This is a genomic window from Gudongella sp. QWL-04 (genome assembly GCF_058683975.1).
Genome location: NZ_CM178754.1, coordinates 1,418,980 through 1,435,975 on the forward strand (window position 1 = coordinate 1,418,980; position 16,996 = coordinate 1,435,975).

The 16,996-nt window shown below is 32.7% G+C and carries 18 protein-coding genes; 1 reads left to right on the forward strand and 17 read right to left on the reverse strand.

Features of this window, described 5'->3' with window-relative positions:
• Positions 1-5 precede the first annotated feature (5 nt).
• The 7 genes from AC4PHB_RS07150 to AC4PHB_RS07180 all read right to left on the reverse strand — a co-directional run bounded on the left by AC4PHB_RS07150 (position 6) and on the right by AC4PHB_RS07180 (position 4,124).
• A complete protein-coding gene (locus AC4PHB_RS07150; RefSeq protein WP_492135763.1) occupies positions 6-737 on the reverse strand; it encodes a plasmid pRiA4b ORF-3 family protein in 732 nt (243 codons plus the stop codon).
• 99 nt (positions 738-836) lie between these two features.
• Positions 837-1,346, reverse strand: a complete 510-nt coding sequence (locus AC4PHB_RS07155) for a nitroreductase family protein (RefSeq protein ID WP_492135764.1) — start codon at positions 1,344-1,346, stop codon at positions 837-839.
• 518 nt (positions 1,347-1,864) lie between these two features.
• Positions 1,865-2,590, reverse strand: coding sequence for a DUF4230 domain-containing protein (locus AC4PHB_RS07160; RefSeq protein WP_492135765.1), 726 nt, complete (start codon positions 2,588-2,590; stop codon positions 1,865-1,867).
• Positions 2,591-2,706: 116 nt separating this feature from the next.
• The gene (locus AC4PHB_RS07165) at positions 2,707-2,817 is read right to left on the reverse strand and encodes an IS1096 element passenger TnpR family protein (protein WP_492135766.1); all 111 of its coding nucleotides are present in this window, start codon (positions 2,815-2,817) and stop codon (positions 2,707-2,709) included.
• The gene (locus AC4PHB_RS07170) at positions 2,814-2,987 is read right to left on the reverse strand and encodes a VanZ family protein (protein WP_492135767.1); all 174 of its coding nucleotides are present in this window, start codon (positions 2,985-2,987) and stop codon (positions 2,814-2,816) included. The genes AC4PHB_RS07165 and AC4PHB_RS07170 overlap by 4 nt, the downstream gene beginning before the upstream one ends.
• Positions 2,988-3,022: 35 nt before the next feature.
• Entirely contained in the window at positions 3,023-3,232 is a 210-nt protein-coding gene (locus AC4PHB_RS07175) for a VanZ family protein (protein ID WP_492135768.1), read from the reverse strand.
• A gap of 205 nt (positions 3,233-3,437) precedes the next feature.
• Positions 3,438-4,124 (reverse strand): nuclease-related domain-containing protein, encoded by a 687-nt coding sequence (locus tag AC4PHB_RS07180; protein WP_492135769.1) that lies wholly within the window; start codon positions 4,122-4,124, stop codon positions 3,438-3,440.
• Positions 4,125-4,360: 236 nt separating this feature from the next.
• Between AC4PHB_RS07180 and AC4PHB_RS07185 the strand changes: the two genes are divergently transcribed.
• On the forward strand, positions 4,361-5,287 hold the full coding sequence (locus AC4PHB_RS07185) for an IS3 family transposase (RefSeq protein ID WP_492135770.1): 927 nt from the start codon (positions 4,361-4,363) through the stop codon (positions 5,285-5,287).
• Positions 5,288-5,420: 133 nt separating this feature from the next.
• Here AC4PHB_RS07185 and galE read toward each other — a convergent pair whose 3' ends face one another.
• The 10 genes from galE to AC4PHB_RS07235 all read right to left on the reverse strand — a co-directional run bounded on the left by galE (position 5,421) and on the right by AC4PHB_RS07235 (position 16,995).
• Positions 5,421-6,410 carry a UDP-glucose 4-epimerase GalE gene (gene galE, locus AC4PHB_RS07190; RefSeq protein WP_492135771.1) on the reverse strand — a complete coding sequence of 330 codons (990 nt, stop codon included), beginning with the start codon at positions 6,408-6,410 and terminating at the stop codon, positions 5,421-5,423.
• Positions 6,411-6,495: 85 nt separating this feature from the next.
• Positions 6,496-8,055, reverse strand: a complete 1,560-nt coding sequence (gene murJ / locus AC4PHB_RS07195) for a murein biosynthesis integral membrane protein MurJ (protein WP_492135772.1) — start codon at positions 8,053-8,055, stop codon at positions 6,496-6,498.
• Positions 8,056-8,463: 408 nt separating this feature from the next.
• A complete protein-coding gene (locus AC4PHB_RS07200) occupies positions 8,464-9,363 on the reverse strand; it encodes an ATP-grasp fold amidoligase family protein (RefSeq protein WP_492135773.1) in 900 nt (299 codons plus the stop codon).
• Between the two features lie 45 nt (positions 9,364-9,408).
• A complete protein-coding gene (locus tag AC4PHB_RS07205) occupies positions 9,409-10,626 on the reverse strand; it encodes an O-antigen ligase family protein (protein ID WP_492135774.1) in 1,218 nt (405 codons plus the stop codon).
• A gap of 84 nt (positions 10,627-10,710) precedes the next feature.
• Positions 10,711-12,030 (reverse strand): nucleotide sugar dehydrogenase, encoded by a 1,320-nt coding sequence (locus tag AC4PHB_RS07210; protein ID WP_492135775.1) that lies wholly within the window; start codon positions 12,028-12,030, stop codon positions 10,711-10,713.
• A 15-nt stretch (positions 12,031-12,045) separates the two neighbouring features.
• Entirely contained in the window at positions 12,046-13,209 is a 1,164-nt protein-coding gene (locus AC4PHB_RS07215; protein WP_492135776.1) for a glycosyltransferase family 4 protein, read from the reverse strand.
• A 9-nt stretch (positions 13,210-13,218) separates the two neighbouring features.
• Positions 13,219-14,424, reverse strand: coding sequence for a glycosyltransferase (locus AC4PHB_RS07220; protein WP_492135777.1), 1,206 nt, complete (start codon positions 14,422-14,424; stop codon positions 13,219-13,221).
• A 27-nt stretch (positions 14,425-14,451) separates the two neighbouring features.
• On the reverse strand, positions 14,452-15,222 hold the full coding sequence (locus AC4PHB_RS07225) for an AglZ/HisF2 family acetamidino modification protein (RefSeq protein WP_492135778.1): 771 nt from the start codon (positions 15,220-15,222) through the stop codon (positions 14,452-14,454).
• A gap of 1 nt (position 15,223) precedes the next feature.
• Entirely contained in the window at positions 15,224-15,841 is a 618-nt protein-coding gene (gene hisH / locus AC4PHB_RS07230; protein WP_492135779.1) for an imidazole glycerol phosphate synthase subunit HisH, read from the reverse strand.
• A 14-nt stretch (positions 15,842-15,855) separates the two neighbouring features.
• Positions 15,856-16,995: an N-acetyl sugar amidotransferase gene (locus tag AC4PHB_RS07235; protein ID WP_492135780.1), complete on the reverse strand. Its 1,140-nt coding sequence runs from the start codon at positions 16,993-16,995 to the stop codon at positions 15,856-15,858.
• Position 16,996 lies beyond the last annotated feature (1 nt).

The window sequence follows — 16,996 nt, forward strand, 5'->3', positions numbered from 1 at the left end:
TTTCATTATTTCTTCCTATACTTATCCTCTACTATCTCATAATTCAAATGGTTTATCCTATCCCACTCAGTTTTCTTCCATTTGACAGCCTTAAGCATGTGATTGATCCACTCAATGTCAAACTCGCGGTAGTACTGCTCCTTGGCCCATTCCCTTACCTCAGTATAATATTCATCAGAGGAATCGTTGTACACCTTTAAAAAATCATAAAAGCCTTCTGTTCCTCCAACATCTTCAGGTGGTGCTTCACCTGAACCAGAAAGCAAAGTAGGATAACCGAAATAATAATCATATACTATCTCTTCAAGTACAATAAGGAAGTTCCAGCTGTCACCAAAATCATAGGTATACTCTAATGAACCATACTTCTCGATATAAGTATCGATCTTTATTCTCGAAGGATTTCTAACCTCAATTCCAAGCCTCTCCATCCTTCTCTTCTCAAACTCGGCATATTCCAGCTTTGACTTCATCAGCTGCTTTATATACTTCTTCTTGTTCCGAACAAAGTCCTTGTGCTGATCATATGAGAACTCATCATTTGTAACACGGATGTTATCAGTAATAAGGTTAAATTCATAAAGATGCATATCAGTACCTAAGATGCTTTGAAAATTGGTAACAAATTGGATAGTCTCGTGCAGCCGCCTGAAGGTACAGCTATCAGGAACAATGACTCTTCTCCATACCTTTGGTTCGAGATCCACAAATTCAATTCTTAGTATGTACCCCTTCATATAGACCCTCTCTTTTTACTAAGCTTAAGGAACTAAACATAGTTAATGGCAATTCCTGCTGCATGGCTTATTTAAATATTATTCTAAATGAGCATCATGCTAATAAGTCTCGTAGTGTACCTTTGCTAGCAACTCATCAGTTAATACATGCGGGGGTTTCTCTTCACCAGGGTACCCAAGTCCGATAGCACATTCAAGCTCTAGATGTTCTGGGATACTAAACCTCTCCTTAATGTAGTCCGGTGCAGATAGATTCTCATCATGCTCTCTACGTCTAAGCTGTACCCAGCAGGTTCCGATTCCCTGCTCATGAGCAGCAAGCTGAATCGCAAAAGCTGCAATTGAAGTATCTTCAACCCATACATCTGAAACACTACTGTCGCCTAATACAATGATCACGCATGCTGCACCTTTCAAGAACTCACTGCTATGATCCCTAACCTTCGAGATCTCTTCAATCTTTTGCTTATCCTGAACTACTATAAATTCCCAAGTTCTCTTTCCCCTGGAAGTTGGTGAATAAAGTGTGTTTTTGATAATTGTATCGAGCTTTTCTTTTTCTATAGGTACATTTTTGTACTTTCTTATGCTTCTCCTAGTCTCAAACATTTTTATTCTCCTTCCAATTATACTTAAGATAGAGAATTAGCATTCTGTTAAAGATGAATATTATCGGATTACCCAAATCTTGTCTTGCATCGTGATTAAGTAGGGTATTTAAAATCTAGAATTATTCGAAACTTCTTGAAAGATGGTTCCATTATTAAATTCATCAATAAAAAAGTTTAGACTTTTGAGAATTCGGTTATAGAATCCTTCTGTTTCAACTATAAAAAAGACTTCAATACATACATCCTTGAAACCAAAGAACACATGGCTGAATTAAAAATAGATTATATTTTATTTTTAAATTTTATCCGCACTCACTGCTTCAATGTTAGTGCATTATATGAAAAAGATACTCGATTACTTGAATTTAGCTTATTAACTACGGATAATTCCGTGCAATTTAGCGTGGGTATAAATAGTACAAATTCACCAAGCTATAGTTAACAACCATCACTGATGTTTATTGAATTGGATTTATGTGCCCGATCAAAAGGTGCTAGCCCCACAGGATCCGATTATTATTCAATTATTTTAAATCTTATTTTGTATCCTTGTTCTTGAACAACATCATTATTAACAAGCTTTTCTATAATCTCTTTAGCATTTTCAGATGCTTTGTCTAAAATACCATTTTCAATTGCACGTTCTTCCATTGCATCTTTGCTAACTTTATCAAACTCTCTAACATCCTCAACTCTTATTGGATTGAATAAACCATTTTTTTCATCAAGTGTTTCAATGCTATCTTTATCAATCTCATGTGATAGTATTATAGAATTTGGCATATGTACTATAATTTCTTTGTTTGAATCGTTGATTTCTACAATGATTTTGTCTACCTGTACACCAGCCTTTATAATTCCATCCCATTTTGCAATAAATGATTTCTTTGTAAAAGGAACGTCAACTCCAAACAACTGCTTTGGATTTTCAAATTTTCCAGCATCGGTATATAAATATTCGATTGTAGCAATTTCCCCAATTTCTTGGATTTCTGATTTTATCAAATCAATAGTAACTTTTTTAGTTGCTAATGTGTACTGTACAGTTGGGTCTGAAAGATAATCTATTTTGTCTTGCTGTTCCTTGATGATAATCTCATAGTTCCCCTTAGCATTTAAATATCCTTTGAAGAAAATTGTCGACAATACAACAACTATCAGAACTGCGATAACTCCAACCTTAACCAGTTTTCTTTTGTACTTTTTCAATACAATTATTTCATTTTTTTGCTCATTATCCATAGTATCTCCTCCTATTATGAAAACTCATCATTTGAAACTCTAATATTATCCCTAACCAGATTGAATTCATAAAGGTGTATATCAGTACCTAAAGTGCTCTGAAAATTAGTAACGAATTAGATGGTCTCATGAAGCCTTCTAAATGCACATCCATTAGGTATAACCACCCTTCTCCATACCTTTGGTGCAAGGTCAACAAATTCAATTCTCAGTATGTATCCTTTCATATAGACCCTATCTTTTTACTTAGCTTAAGGAACAAAGCATAACTAATAACAATTCCAACTAAAGCACCACTGGTATCTATAAGAACATCCCTTAGTTGTGCACTCCTTCCAGGAACAAACATCTGGTGGATCTCACCGCTCACTGCATACAGACCGCAAATAGCGATCACAATAAAAGTTCTATATCCCGATGATAAATTCAAGCTTACTCTTGCGCATTTACCACAAGGCCACCAAGCAACAAATATGTAAAGAAGTAAGCATACTTTCTTATGATGTTATTAAAATCATCTACGTCAAACTCTTTTTCAGGGATTATGTTATCCATAGCTTCCAATACCACCTCTGTGATACCTTTGCTGAGTTTATTTGAGTCTACAGCTGGCTGAGATGACAGTGTAAAAATAACAGCCATCCACAAGAGAACTACAGCCCATTAAATTATTATTCCTTTTTTCATTTGGTCCCTCTTAGAAATTTAATCGAATATTGGTGATTTTATTTATGCTATTAAATAGATGTAATCAGCTGCTGCAATATAAATGAGTATTCCGGAATAAATTGAGCCACACCTCCGGTTGATTGCAAGCTATGATTTCAGAATAACAGGATTGTAATAATCAATATTTCCTCAACTTTATAGCTTCAATATGATCTTTTCTTGTTTGAAAATCGGCAAGTGTGTACTTTGATAGAGTAAAATAAATATCATTAATTTGTTGATCTGTCAGTTGTCGAAGTGAATTGCCAAGATCAATTTTAATCGTTCTAAGCAAAGCATTTCTTTTTATAACTTTCACATCCAGCGACGTTAAACCAATCTTTTTCAAGACACTACGTTCACTAAAAATAATGTAGGACTTAAAAAATTTCCCCTCTAGGCCTAATACTGATTTTAATGCATCAATATGACCTTTATTCTGCCATACTGGATTGAAAAATTTATTTTTTTGCTTGTTCTTAAGAGTTTGGGTCCAATTCTTATTATTCTCATCCCCAAAGATCCAACCACTATAGTTCTTTGACTCAAATACATAAATACCAGTATGTGAAATCATTATTAGGTCAATTTCGGTTGTCATACCATCATCCTTAGGAATATAGAGATTTGTCATGAGTTTATGATTTTCACCGAGTTTTTCTAGATAAGAATAAGTTAAAAACTCGCCAAAATTTCCTTTGTCAAAAACTGTCTTAATAAAATTATTTCCACTAGCTGCCTGGTAATTTGAACCTCTAAATCTAATATATTTAGGTAGTAAAAGCAATGCAAATGCAATTAACCCATAAAGTATTAAAGTTTCCAAGTTTCTACCTCCCATATATCAGACCTTATTCTCAAATAAATCTTTCGCTTCCCTTCCCCATACCTTTGGCTCCAGATCTATAGATTCAATTCTAAAGATGTAGCATTTCACGACATTCACAATTCAAGTCTTAAACTTACTCAGTTTTCGCCATTTTGCGTAATTGAAATGTACTCCTAACAATATTGAAGCTGAATGATCCAAGTGTTAAACTTTTCCAAAAGGAGAGTGAGACTATGTATAGTTTAATACTGGAAAAAATTGTTGATTACATTAAGTCAAACAACATAAATCCAACAAATGAAGTATATTACAGATATATTTTAAGATTCTCGGAGGTATACCCAATAACATTTCTATGCAGCATCTTCCGTATAGGCAGAAGCAGCTACTATGAATGGAAGAATAATATGGGCAAACCGGATCCTGATGAATATGTCCGCAATTTGATCTTGCAAGTCCGAACAATAAAGCATAAAGACACAATGGGTTATAGAATGGTAACTAAAAACCTTTACGATCTCTTTGATATTAAGGTAAATCATAAGAAAGTATATAGAATCATGAAGAAGTATGGACTACTTTCAGCCTCAATGCACTCAAAGAAAATGAGTGTTCTATACAGAAGTATTAAACCTTACTCTAACTTAGTTAGTAAAAATTTCAATGTAAGCAATAAGAACTCTACATGGTGTATAGATATCACAAAGATTGACTCAAATGAAGGAAGGCAATACCTCTGTGCTATTATTGATCTCTTTGACCGAGCTATCGTTGGCTACAAAATCCACAAGAATCAAACTGTCAGATTAGTTAAAAATACCATAGAAAGTGCCCTAAGGAATGAGGACTTGTCCAATTGTCCTAAATTGATTCTCCACAGTGATCAAGGGAGAGTATTTAAATCTGGTAAATATCTCAATAGTTTTCTAAAAGATACGCCTATTGTGCAATCTATGGGGGAAAAAGCTTCTCCCTGTGAAAACTCAGTAATTGAATCCTTCTTCTCAAATCTCAAGAAGGAGAAGCTTTACATAGATGTCTTTGATACCAATGAAAGTCTAGCAATAGCTGTAATTGATTATATTTATTGGTATAACCGATTGAGACCACATAGCTACAATGGGTGTGCACCATATGAAAAGAGATTCTCTTATCTATAGCCCAAGAGAATTAAGCCCCAATAAACCGGACACTTATGCTAATATAAATTAGGCATGCCTCATGATAAAGGCTCTCTCAATGCACGATAGCTACTTCCATTTAAGGTACCTCCTCGAAAACTAAGTTGTCTGGTTAAATGGTGCCAGACCCCTTCCAGGCATCCCTAACCATTTCATCAATTCCGAGTTCAGCCTTCCAACCTAGCTCCTTCTCAGCTTTACTTGCATCCGCATAACAGGTCGCAATATCGCCCGGACGTCTTCCAGCAATTTCATAAGGAACATCAATACGATTAACCTTTCTAAAGGCCTCCACAAGTTCTAAAACAGAAGTGCCTCGTCCAGTTCCCAGGTTATATATATTAACACCATCTGAAAGATTCTCGATGGCCTTTACGTGGCCTTTCGCAAGATCAACCACGTGGATATAGTCACGAACCCCTGTCCCATCTATTGTATCATAGTCATTCCCAAATACACTTAACTTATCTAATTGTCCTTTAGCGACCTTCGTCACAAAAGGCATTAGATTATTTGGAATACCATTAGGATCTTCACCAATGAGTCCACTCTCGTGAGCACCTACTGGGTTGAAGTACCTTAAGAGACTAACAGCGAAATTAGGGTTTGCAATTGATGTGTCTGTTAGGATCCTCTCACTCATAGCTTTGGTTTCACCATATGGATTGGTCGTTTTCTTCAGTTCCATATCTTCTCTCAGTGGAGATGGTAGATCACCATACACTGTTGCCGATGAGCTGAATACAAACTTACCCACTCCATGCTTTACACACATCTTACTAAGCACTATTGTACTTACCAAATTATTATAATAATACTCAAGTGGCTTAGAAACGGACTCACCTACAGCCTTAAGACCAGCGAAGTGAATCACACCATCGATTTTATGGTTACTGAAGATTTCCTCTACCCTTGCTTCATCAGTCACATCGATTTGATAGAACGTTGGTTTAATGCCAGTTATGGTAGATAGCTTGTCCAGCACTTCAACCTTAGAGTTGATAAGATTATCGACGATAGTTACTTCATGGTTATTTTTAATTAGTTCTATTGTCGTATGGCTGCCGATAAAGCCTAGGCCTCCGGTTACTAATATGTTCATTGGTTGTGGTCACCTCGATTTTAAGATGTTGTTTTATTGTAATAATCCAACAATTACAATATTTAGTCTATATATAAATCTAATGCTACTTATTATTTTTTTTTAACTTAGCTTTAATTTCATCAAAAATATCCTTGATTTCCCTAACCTTGAACAAATAACATAACACTGAATATATTACTACTCCCACTCCGACTGATACTATTAGTGAGATTGTATTACTAAATTTAAATGCTTGAAGTAGCTTAATTAGTTCAAAGTAAATAATGTACGAAATAAGTCCCATAATTCCAGAAGCTAGACTGCATTTGAATAAATTAATAATATAACTTCTAGTACCTAATTGTCCTATTTTCTTTTTTAAACCCCATAATAGTAAAAGCGTCGTAACAGTACTTGCTATACTAGTGGCTAGTGCAAGACCTGAATGTCCCATGATTTTAACTAAGATTAAATTCAAAACTATATTGACACATACAGAAATAGCAGCATTTAACATTGGAGTCTTAGTATCTTGTAGCGAATAATATACTCTTGTTAGCAATAATTTTAGTGACATAGATACAAGGCCTATGGAATAAAATGTCAATGCCTGTGATGTCATAATAGTTGCACTAGCATCAAATAATCCTCTTTGGAAAGCTACCTCAACTATAGGAGTAGCGAAAATAATTAATCCCACAGTAGCTGGAACAGTAATGATTAATACTACATTAATTCCGTAACTCATTATCTTCTTCATACCAAGTATATTGTCACTATTAGATTCATTAGATAGCAAGGGAAATATAACAGTGGCAATAGATGCTACAAATACACTTAATAAAAATCCATTCAGCATATTAGCATAATTTAAAGCTGATATACTTCCCGATTTTAAATCTGATGCTAGCGTTTTATCTATAATTGAATTTAAATCATTTATGGTCACACCAACAAGTACTGGTAAACTAAGATACATTACTTTTTTTATATATTTATTCTTTAAATCAACCTCAAATTTATATTTGTATCCGGAGTAGTTAATTTCAGGTATTAGTACTAAAAGTTGAGATACTACAGCCACTACAGCAGTAATCATCAATCCTTTTATCCCATATGTTGTGGATAGAAATAAGAGGAAAAATATGTACACAAGATTAAACGGAATTCCAACTGATGCGGCGGAAATAAATTTTTGTTCAGATTGTAAATAAGCAGTTAATCCACCTATAATCCCGCTGAATAAAACCATTGGTAATCCTATTTTAGTCAATTGAACGGCTAATGTAAACTGTTCTCCTTCAAATCCTTTAGCAAGTATCTTAACTATAGCAGGAGCGACTGAATAACATCCAATTACTAATATTAGTGAAATTATTGATATCACATTAATCATATTATTAACGTTCCAAAGCTTACTTTCTTTTCCTTCCTTAGATTCTATCTCTGAAAGTATCGGAATGAAAGTTGTGCTAATAGCAATACTAAAGAAACCAGCTAATAATCCTGTTGCTGTAAGTGCGATAAAAAAGGTATCAGTATCTGTGCCTGATCCAAATTTATAGGCAATTAGAATTTCTCTAACAAAACCTAATAATTTACTACCTAAGTTAAATATAATAATAATAAATGCAGATTTAGCTAGTTTATTCGATTTACTCATAGATATCTCCCTACACGAATCTAGATTAGTTTAAATTACTACACTAATTTGAAAATATTTTCCATATCTTTATTATATCAGTATAAAAACATCTCTCATTTAAATTGGTATCAAATCACTTATAGGTCCATTTTAATAATTAAATAATCCGTTGAGGGCATCCTCAAAATAGATCCTATTGCAAATCATTTTCTACTACTTATATATACCTTTTTAAATTAATTAATTAATTATTTAATTTACGATTTAATTTGAAAAACATCTACGCTTAAAAATTAGTCTCATAAACTAACAAATTATAAAATCAAACTCCATAAACCTTCCATAATATTAAAATAATATATACTCTAATATCGCACTTTTTAACAGTAAAGCATTATTTATTAACATGCTAAAAGTTTAGTAAGTTTATAAAACTGGTAATTTCAATAATTCCCCGAAATATTTATCCCCCTCTTGATTATGTGCTTTTGATAAACACGCTGAGGGTGTAAAAGTTAACTCTCCAAAAATTACTTTTTCTCCTGTATCATACAAGTCTACTCTTACGAAATGAAAATCTTTACTTAATTTCCTGGCGTAAGAAATAAGATAATCAAGATTATTAGGTCTATCTATGGTCCCTTTACAGGTATCATTGTTACTATATTCTTTTAATGGGTTCCAATCCAAATCATAAAACATTTCTGAAATTTCACTATCTCTATCTTTCATCGCTAGTATTGCTTTTGGTTCACCATTAAAACAATAAATCTTAAAGTCATTTGGTAAAACCCCTTGTTCAGTTTCAATATATTTTTCACAAATAATCTTTTTTGTATCTGAAGAATAATGGATCTCAGCAGTAGTGTTTAAAATTCTGGACCTTAATCCTTTTCGTAGAATTGATTTAGCAGTGTTAACACAAAGCGTTGGTTTATCATTACATATAACATTAGACCCTGCCATATAAGTTGATTTCAAAACAAACTTATTTGGCAGCATATCCCAATCTATATCATCTACTCTTTCAAAACACCCAATTAATTCATTTAATATTTCACTACAACCCTTAGATGCAACATATTCTCTAACTAAAAGCTTATCTGAACATTTCGTTTTAAGTGTATCCCTATCATAAAGTTTAAGCCACATAAGTTTTTCATTAAAACGAACTGGATTCTTTAAATCTAACTTTTCACCCATGGATATTCTATACATTACTTTACTAGCTAAAACCGGTGAGAATAAACAAATAACACCAATTAAATAACCATAACAATTAGTCAAAACACTACTTTTTCTAATAATTTTCTTTAATGAATTCATAATACAACCTTCTTCCTAAAAAATATTGTAGTGTAGTATACAATATTATAATTTTTTATTTATGTTAAGCAAATATTGACCAATCAAAACCCATACCATCACTTGACTTACTCCAGGTCCATAGGGATAAGTATATTCAAATAGGCTAACAATTAATGAAAATAGCAATACCCATAATGGAAATGAATAATTTTTGTTTCTTCTTACAATATAGATTTCTCTCAAGCTATAAAACCAGAGATATAAGTAGAATAGCACTATAGGTAATGACCCTATTACACCAAAAGAGACCCATTTGTTCAATATATAATTGTGAGGAATAGAATACGCAAATTCACCAATTCCTAACTCACCTAGTATTGGATATCTTAGGGCAAATATTAGGGATAATTTATATACATCTAGTCTACCTGCACTTAAAGAGTTTAAGTCATAAATATCATAATTAAGAAATAAAGATTTGGATATTGAATCTATCAAATTGTTAAATGCCCCAAAAATAAATAAAGCCATCAATACAAATACAATAAGCTGAGCAACAAGCAAATTTTCAATAGTACTTTTGATTCTATATTCTTTGGAGATGATTAATAGGAATGTTAACAAGATTCCTACTAGACTTGCTCTGTTCCTTATTATAACTATTGAAGATATAATCAAAGTAATTGCCACTATTTTGAATATTAAGTGTTTAGATTTCGTATCAATTTGATTATTATTTAGAATCCAAATTAATGTTATAATTGCTGAAATGCCAAGTATAGGTCCAATTTGATTTTTACTTTCTAAAAAATAAGTGTCAGAAATAGTAAATCCTGTACCATAATAGAATATCGAACTAACACCCAATAATGTAGATAAAATCAAATACCATATTATTAGCCTACTTATCTGCTTCTTATTTAATTCAGTATTCAAAGAACATAATAATATTCCAAAAGGAATTATCAATTCAAATAAATCAGCGGTCTCACTACCCGTCATCTTTTTGACAATAAATAAAAATAAGCTGTATATTAAGGTATAGATAAAATACTTAACCATTCGTAATTTTAGGAACTTAGTAATATTAAGAAAGGAAACTATACTATATACACCAAAAAACACATATAATAACAATCTTATTTGATTATAATATAAATCTCTAATAACTGGCATTTGTTGCAATAATGTTAATGTGACAAGAATAAACAAAACTTTTATTCTTGATTGATTTTTACTAGTGTATCTATCTTGGTTATTTATTGAATAAACAGATTTCATAATCAATCATCCTTATTTACTTCGTGATTTTGATATCTTAGACTTGAGTAATCTATCCAGTATCTAATGTCCTAAATTGTATAATTATAATCTCCAATAACTATAGCCTTGTTCTTCAATTTCTTTTCTATCTAAGATACTCTTAACATCAATTAAGATCTTGTCCTTATTCTCAAAATCTCCGTATAAAGAGTCAATTTCATCCAAACTCAATTGTTTAAAGATATCATGAGCTACTGCTAATACTATACAATCAGCATCTTTCACGTCTTTAATATCAACTAAGTCAATACCATACTGATACTTTGCTTCCCCTGCATCAGCTTCTGGATCTACGATGATTGGTTCTATTCCATAACCTCCAAGACTATCAATAATATCTACAACTTTTGAATTTCTTGTGTCTGGTGTATTCTCTTTAAAAGTTAAACCTAGAATAACAACTTTAGCTTGTCTTACTACTTTATTTGCTAAGATAAGCTTCTTAATGATTGAATCAGCTACAAATTTACCCATACCATCATTTATTTTTCTTCCTGATAAAATAATTTGACTATGGTAGCCTAATTTTTCAGCTTCGTATACAAAATAGTAAGGGTCTACACCTATACAATGTCCTCCAACAAGACCTGGAGTAAAACCGAGCGCATTCCATTTTGTATTCATAGCCTCAACAACTTCTTTTGTGTCAATTCCCATTCTATCGAACACCATTGCAAGTTCATTCATAAAAGCTATATTGATATCACGCTGACTGTTTTCAACAACTTTAGCTGCTTCCGCAACTTTTATCGAACTAGCTTTATGAACCCCCGCATCAATAACAAGTTCATAAACTTTAGAAATCTCTTCAAGACTTTCCTCATCCATTCCAGAAACAATTTTGATTATTCTTTCCAAAGTATTTATCTTATCACCAGGGTTAATTCTTTCTGGTGAATATCCTATCTTAAAGTCAACTCCACACTTTAAACCTGATTCTTTTTCTAATATAGGCACACAAACATCTTCAGTTACACCTGGGTATACAGTAGATTCATATACCACAATAGAGCCTTTAGTTAAATTACGCCCTACAATTCTACTAGCACCTTCTACAGGTGAAAGGTCTGGTGTTTTGTCTGAATTTATTGGGGTTGGTACTGCCACTATAAGAAATTTTGCTTCTTTAAGTTTTGTTTCGTCCGCAGTAAACTCTACTGTTGTTTTCATTATCTCCTCGTTACCAACTTCATTTGTCGGGTCTATTCCTGCTTTATATAAATCAATCTTCTTTTTATTAAGATCAAAACCAATAACAGCAACTTTTTTAGCAAAAGCTACCGCTATCGGCATGCCGACATACCCAAGTCCAACTATTGCAATTTTATCTTTTTTCTCCATCAAGTTATTAAAAATATTCATTTTAAATATCTCCTTTTATCTTTCTATACTTTTAAGTGCAATCTTGCTATATGAAAACTCTTCAATACCCTTCATCTCTGCAATATTTTTCATCTTGTTGTATTGATCAATATTATTGATTATAGAATCTATGACTTGCTTAATTTCTTCAATTGTATCCCTATACAAGAACTTGCAATTCCCACCTAAATCTATATGAGTGAAACCCTCAATGTACTTAAATACACAAGGCTTCCCCTGACCAACGGCTTGTTCCCATAATACAGAGTGCAACCCTGGAAAAACAATTAAATCTGCAGCATTGAAATGCTGGTATATCTCATTTGAGTTAAGCCAACCAACATATCTAATTTTATCTGATATTAATGAATTAAATTCTTCTTCTAATTCATTAGCTATTGAACCAAACACTAACATTTTTATTTTATCCTGCTCTAAAGAATTAACTGCTTTCATCAAAGATAATGTTTGTGGTTTGTTGGAATCAATTTTACCACCGGTGATGATTAAAAAATCCTCTTTGTTGATTTGATTTATCTTCCTAATGTGCTCCATCCAGCTTTCACTACCAAACATATTAACTTTTTCATCTTCTGCACCAATTACCAATAAATCTACTTTTTCTTTTGGGATATTATACATATTAATCAAAAAGTCAACTCTTGCTGGTAACACTCCCCAAAATTTTTCAGTATATGGTTCTATTAATTGAGCACAATACTTCCATATGATACCGTGTAAAATATTTTTTGATAACCAGTTCCGAGCGCTATTGTGGTAGTCTTCATGACCATCGACATATATTTTTATATCTGGTCTATTTTTTTTATATTTAACGATTTGTCTAATGTCTAAAAATTGTAATCCGTGAATAAAAATTATATCAGGCTTTTCTGACATAAGAGCTTTAAATAATCCTTTATACAATCTAAATCTTTTTGAAATCCTAGAATGGTTTGAAAAAAGCAGAGGAAGTCTAATGATTTTAATATCATTAGAATCTATATAATTATCCGTTCCAACGAGTAAATATCCAGTTGACTTCTTGTCGTTAATGAATGGAGTAGCTATAAGTGTAACTTCATAACCTAACTTCTTATGATACGTAGATAATGCATTTTCCTGATAATTCCAACCATCATTATATGGACCACATAAACAAATATGTAAAATTTTCATTGACACTCCTCATTTCATTCTATAAATATTTATGTAACCATTAATCATCTTTGATCTAGAATAATTATGACTTCCATATATTTGACACTCATTTCTTGATTTCATATTTAAATCACCTTCTAAGTGAGTTTTTAAGGTTTCACTTAATAAATGAACATTTCCATATTCAACAAATACTCCATAATTCTCAGGAGCTGTCTCTTTTGTTCCACCTGCATCAAAACCTACAACGGGAGTTCCACATGATAAAGCCTCAAGGCATGTTGTTGGAAAGTTTTCTCTTTTGCTACAAATAACAAATACATCAGCCATTGAGTAATATTCAGCTAATTCAACTTGATCCGTTGTTCTACCTAAAGCAATAATATTATCTCCATAATCTTTACTTAAATCATCTACCCCAATTAGTATAAACTTTATATTTTCTGATTGTAGTAGTTGAGCAAGTTCCAATACCCATTTCCCGCCCTTTGCATCAGACATTAAATTTGGAGCAACTGCCAGAATAATCTTTTCTTCAACTAAGTTATGTTTTGATTTGAGATGTTTATATTCTCTTGGATAAAAAGTATTCTGAGTATCGATACCATTATGGATAACTTTGATTTCTTTATCCTTTAAAAAAGATAATCTTACTCGATCAGCTAACCAATTAGATGGGGTAATAATGGTTAGTTTTTTAAAATCAGAAAACAATTTTTTCTTTCTGTTGAACATATATTTGGTAAAGTCAAACCAAATACTTTTTGGATATTCATGTAATTGAGGACAACTATTACATTCTGTTTTCCAATTATTACAATCATTAGCATGACCACATTTCCCCGTATACATGAATTCACAGTGGAAAGTCCATACAGTTTTTATATTCTTAAGTTTTAGATAGTTCATCACTGGTGCAATGTTTACGAAATATGCATGCAATTCGTGTATATGAACAACATCTGGTTGGAATAGCTCAATATAATTAATCAATCTTCTCGTTGAAATAGGCGAATACACACCTGTCAATCCAGTAACTCTGGTCATAAATGCATGGAAATATGTTTCTATATCAATACCAAATTTAAATATATTTTTTTCGGCTACCACCGGACCTCTTCCATAGCAAATAGCTACTTCATGATCTTGGTTGTTTAATTCAGAATATAAATCATAAACAATTTTTCCTGTACTACTATGTTTGCAATTTACATCTATTAATAATACTTTCATGTATTTACTCCTAACTTAGTGAATTTACTATCTGTATATACCTATTTCAACTAACCTCTCTTCACTCGGCGCAGTTATCAAAACAGCCTTCTGCTTACCATAGTATATAAACATACTACTAGCAGCCGCTGCATGAGCACCACCCTCATTGAGCACTTTCTTAAAGTCATAAATGTCTCTTGCACCACCTGATGCAATAACGGGTATTCTTACGGCTTCAGACACTAGTTTAACTAAATCAATATCATAACCATCCATCGTTCCATCTTGACTCATAGAGGCTAATAATATTTCTCCGGCGCCAAGTTCTTCAGCCCTCTTAGCCAGTTCAACAGGACTTCCCTTTATCTTAGAACTGCCATCGCTTATAAAGCATGTTCTTCTTCCAAATAAATCATTTTTCACATCAAGTGACACCACTATACTCTGACTACCAGCAAAACTAGCCGCCTCTTTGACAAGTGACGGGTTTGTAACAAAAGAAGTATTAATAATCACTTTTTCATATCCTATATAAAACAGTCTTTCAATTTCAGAGAGAGTGGTTATCCCGCCACCATAACTTAAAGGCATAAAAGCTTCACTTGCAATGTCCTTTAGATAATCGAAGTCTGGAGATTTACTCTCAGCTGTAGCTCTAATATCTAATACACAAAGTTCATCTACACCTTTTCCGTTAAAGATCTTAACAGTGTTTATTGGGTCTCCAATATATCTCGGGTTATTAAATTTCGTTGTTTTGACTAATCCACGATTAATCATTGTTAAACATGGTATAAGTCTTGGTCTATAATACATATTAAACTCTCCTAGCGAAATTCTCCAATAATGCCATCCCAAATTTGTGGCTTTTTTCAGGATGAAATTGGAAACCATATATTTTTTCATTCTTCACAGCAGCAGGAAATGAATATCCATAATCACATCTCATGAGGACATTCTCCTCATTATCACATTTAGCATGATAGGAATGTACAAAATAGTATCTCTGTAACCCTTCAAGTCCTTGTAATACAGGATCCTCATTCAATTCCAGTGATACGATATCCCATCCCATATGAGGTGTTTTTAAATCTTTTCTATCTTCGAGCTGAAATCGTACTGTATCGAAAGGGATTAGACCTAACCCATCTTCATTGCCTTCTTCACTACTTCGACCTAACATTTGCATGCCAAGGCATATCCCTAGTGTTGGTTTTCTATTAGTAACAGCGTGAAGGAATATGGAATCGACTAATCCACTCGATTTCAATTTTTTCATTCCGGTATCAAAAGATCCTACCCCTGGAAGAATGATCTTTTCAGACAGCTCTATGTCCTGAGGTGAATTTGCAAGCTTGGCCTCTATTCCGATCTTTTTTAACATATTTACAATTGAACTAACATTTCCAATCCCGTAATCTATTACTGCTATCACTTACATCACCTCATTTAACGGAAATTTCTTTTCTCTACACCAACTATTTTTGCAATCTTAATCGCTAGTTCGATCAAGCTAAGCGAGTTCTTGTAATCTTTATATGTTTTATTTTCACCATTGATTATTTTCTCAAATTCTACTACTGAAACCCCTAATTTCTTTGCGATATATTCCATGTCCTCTTTCATCATCTCTTTGCTATATGGAGATTCCTTGAGCTTTTCTAATGCTTCATCTCTAGTCATTTGACCCGTTAGGATCAAATTAGAAAAGTAACTTTTTCTTTTGTCATAACCAAATTTTTTCGGCAAATAGTACCCTTCATAAAATCTCGTGAATATATTCTCATAATGCTTGTTCTCATATTTTTCCCAGCCGAATTTTTCTTTCAATTCTTTCTCAGCTGCGTCTTTATCATAATGAATCATATCTAAAGGAGCTACCCTCTTCATTCCTTTAAAATATTGATAATACAATCGATATTTAAACATGCTGCACATTGGCATCGTTCTTAGCTTAGACTGTCCAAATTGTTTATGAATATCTTTGATTAGTGTTAAATCATTGAGGTGAACCCACTCTATTGGCGGTCTTACACATTCAGTAGCAATATTTGAACCTGTTAAAACATATTTGATCCCATTTTTAACAGCATAATTATATAGTCCAGCAAAAATCACATGGTCTTGCGGTAAATCCTGGTATGCTACTTGTGCTTTAAAGAAAGCTAGTTGCAGGTCTTTCATCTCATCCCAGTTAATAACTTCAGTATACATGTCCAAATCTAAAGCTTTAACTAGTCTTTCAATATTCTCAACAGCAACATTTAGATTCCATCCCGTATCCACCGTATAAATCAACGGCCTTAATCCCATCTTTTCTTTAGCGATATATGCTAAATATGAACTATCCGTTCCACCACTTAGTCCAAGAATACAATCATATTCTTTTCCTTGACCTTCTTTCCTAATTTGTTCTGCAATCTTTTTTAATTCAATCTCATTTAATTCATTTGGATTCCAATTTGGTAAGATTTCATTTTTATAGCTGTTGCAATAATCACATACGCCATGTTCGTCAAAAACTATTTTGCTATCTGTTGTATCCATTACGCAGTTAGTACAGATTTGATATTCTCTGTTATTATTCATT

Bases quoted from the DNA above. Each gene is read 5' to 3' on its own strand.
- AC4PHB_RS07150 (WP_492135763.1), bottom strand. From the start codon at position 737: ATGAAGGGGTACATACTAAGAATTGAATTTGTGGATCTCGAACCAAAG.
- AC4PHB_RS07155 (WP_492135764.1), bottom strand. From the start codon at position 1,346: ATGTTTGAGACTAGGAGAAGCATAAGAAAGTACAAAAATGTACCTATA.
- AC4PHB_RS07160 (WP_492135765.1), bottom strand. From the start codon at position 2,590: ATGGATAATGAGCAAAAAAATGAAATAATTGTATTGAAAAAGTACAAA.
- AC4PHB_RS07165 (WP_492135766.1), bottom strand. From the start codon at position 2,817: ATGAAAGGATACATACTGAGAATTGAATTTGTTGACCTTGCACCAAAG.
- AC4PHB_RS07175 (WP_492135768.1), bottom strand. From the start codon at position 3,232: ATGGCTGTTATTTTTACACTGTCATCTCAGCCAGCTGTAGACTCAAAT.
- AC4PHB_RS07185 (WP_492135770.1), top strand. From the start codon at position 4,361: ATGTATAGTTTAATACTGGAAAAAATTGTTGATTACATTAAGTCAAAC.
- galE (WP_492135771.1), bottom strand. From the start codon at position 6,410: ATGAACATATTAGTAACCGGAGGCCTAGGCTTTATCGGCAGCCATACG.
- murJ (WP_492135772.1), bottom strand. From the start codon at position 8,055: ATGAGTAAATCGAATAAACTAGCTAAATCTGCATTTATTATTATTATA.
- AC4PHB_RS07200 (WP_492135773.1), bottom strand. From the start codon at position 9,363: ATGAATTCATTAAAGAAAATTATTAGAAAAAGTAGTGTTTTGACTAAT.
- AC4PHB_RS07205 (WP_492135774.1), bottom strand. From the start codon at position 10,626: ATGAAATCTGTTTATTCAATAAATAACCAAGATAGATACACTAGTAAA.
- AC4PHB_RS07210 (WP_492135775.1), bottom strand. From the start codon at position 12,030: ATGAATATTTTTAATAACTTGATGGAGAAAAAAGATAAAATTGCAATA.
- AC4PHB_RS07215 (WP_492135776.1), bottom strand. From the start codon at position 13,209: ATGAAAATTTTACATATTTGTTTATGTGGTCCATATAATGATGGTTGG.
- AC4PHB_RS07220 (WP_492135777.1), bottom strand. From the start codon at position 14,424: ATGAAAGTATTATTAATAGATGTAAATTGCAAACATAGTAGTACAGGA.
- AC4PHB_RS07225 (WP_492135778.1), bottom strand. From the start codon at position 15,222: ATGTATTATAGACCAAGACTTATACCATGTTTAACAATGATTAATCGT.
- AC4PHB_RS07235 (WP_492135780.1), bottom strand. From the start codon at position 16,995: ATGAATAATAACAGAGAATATCAAATCTGTACTAACTGCGTAATGGAT.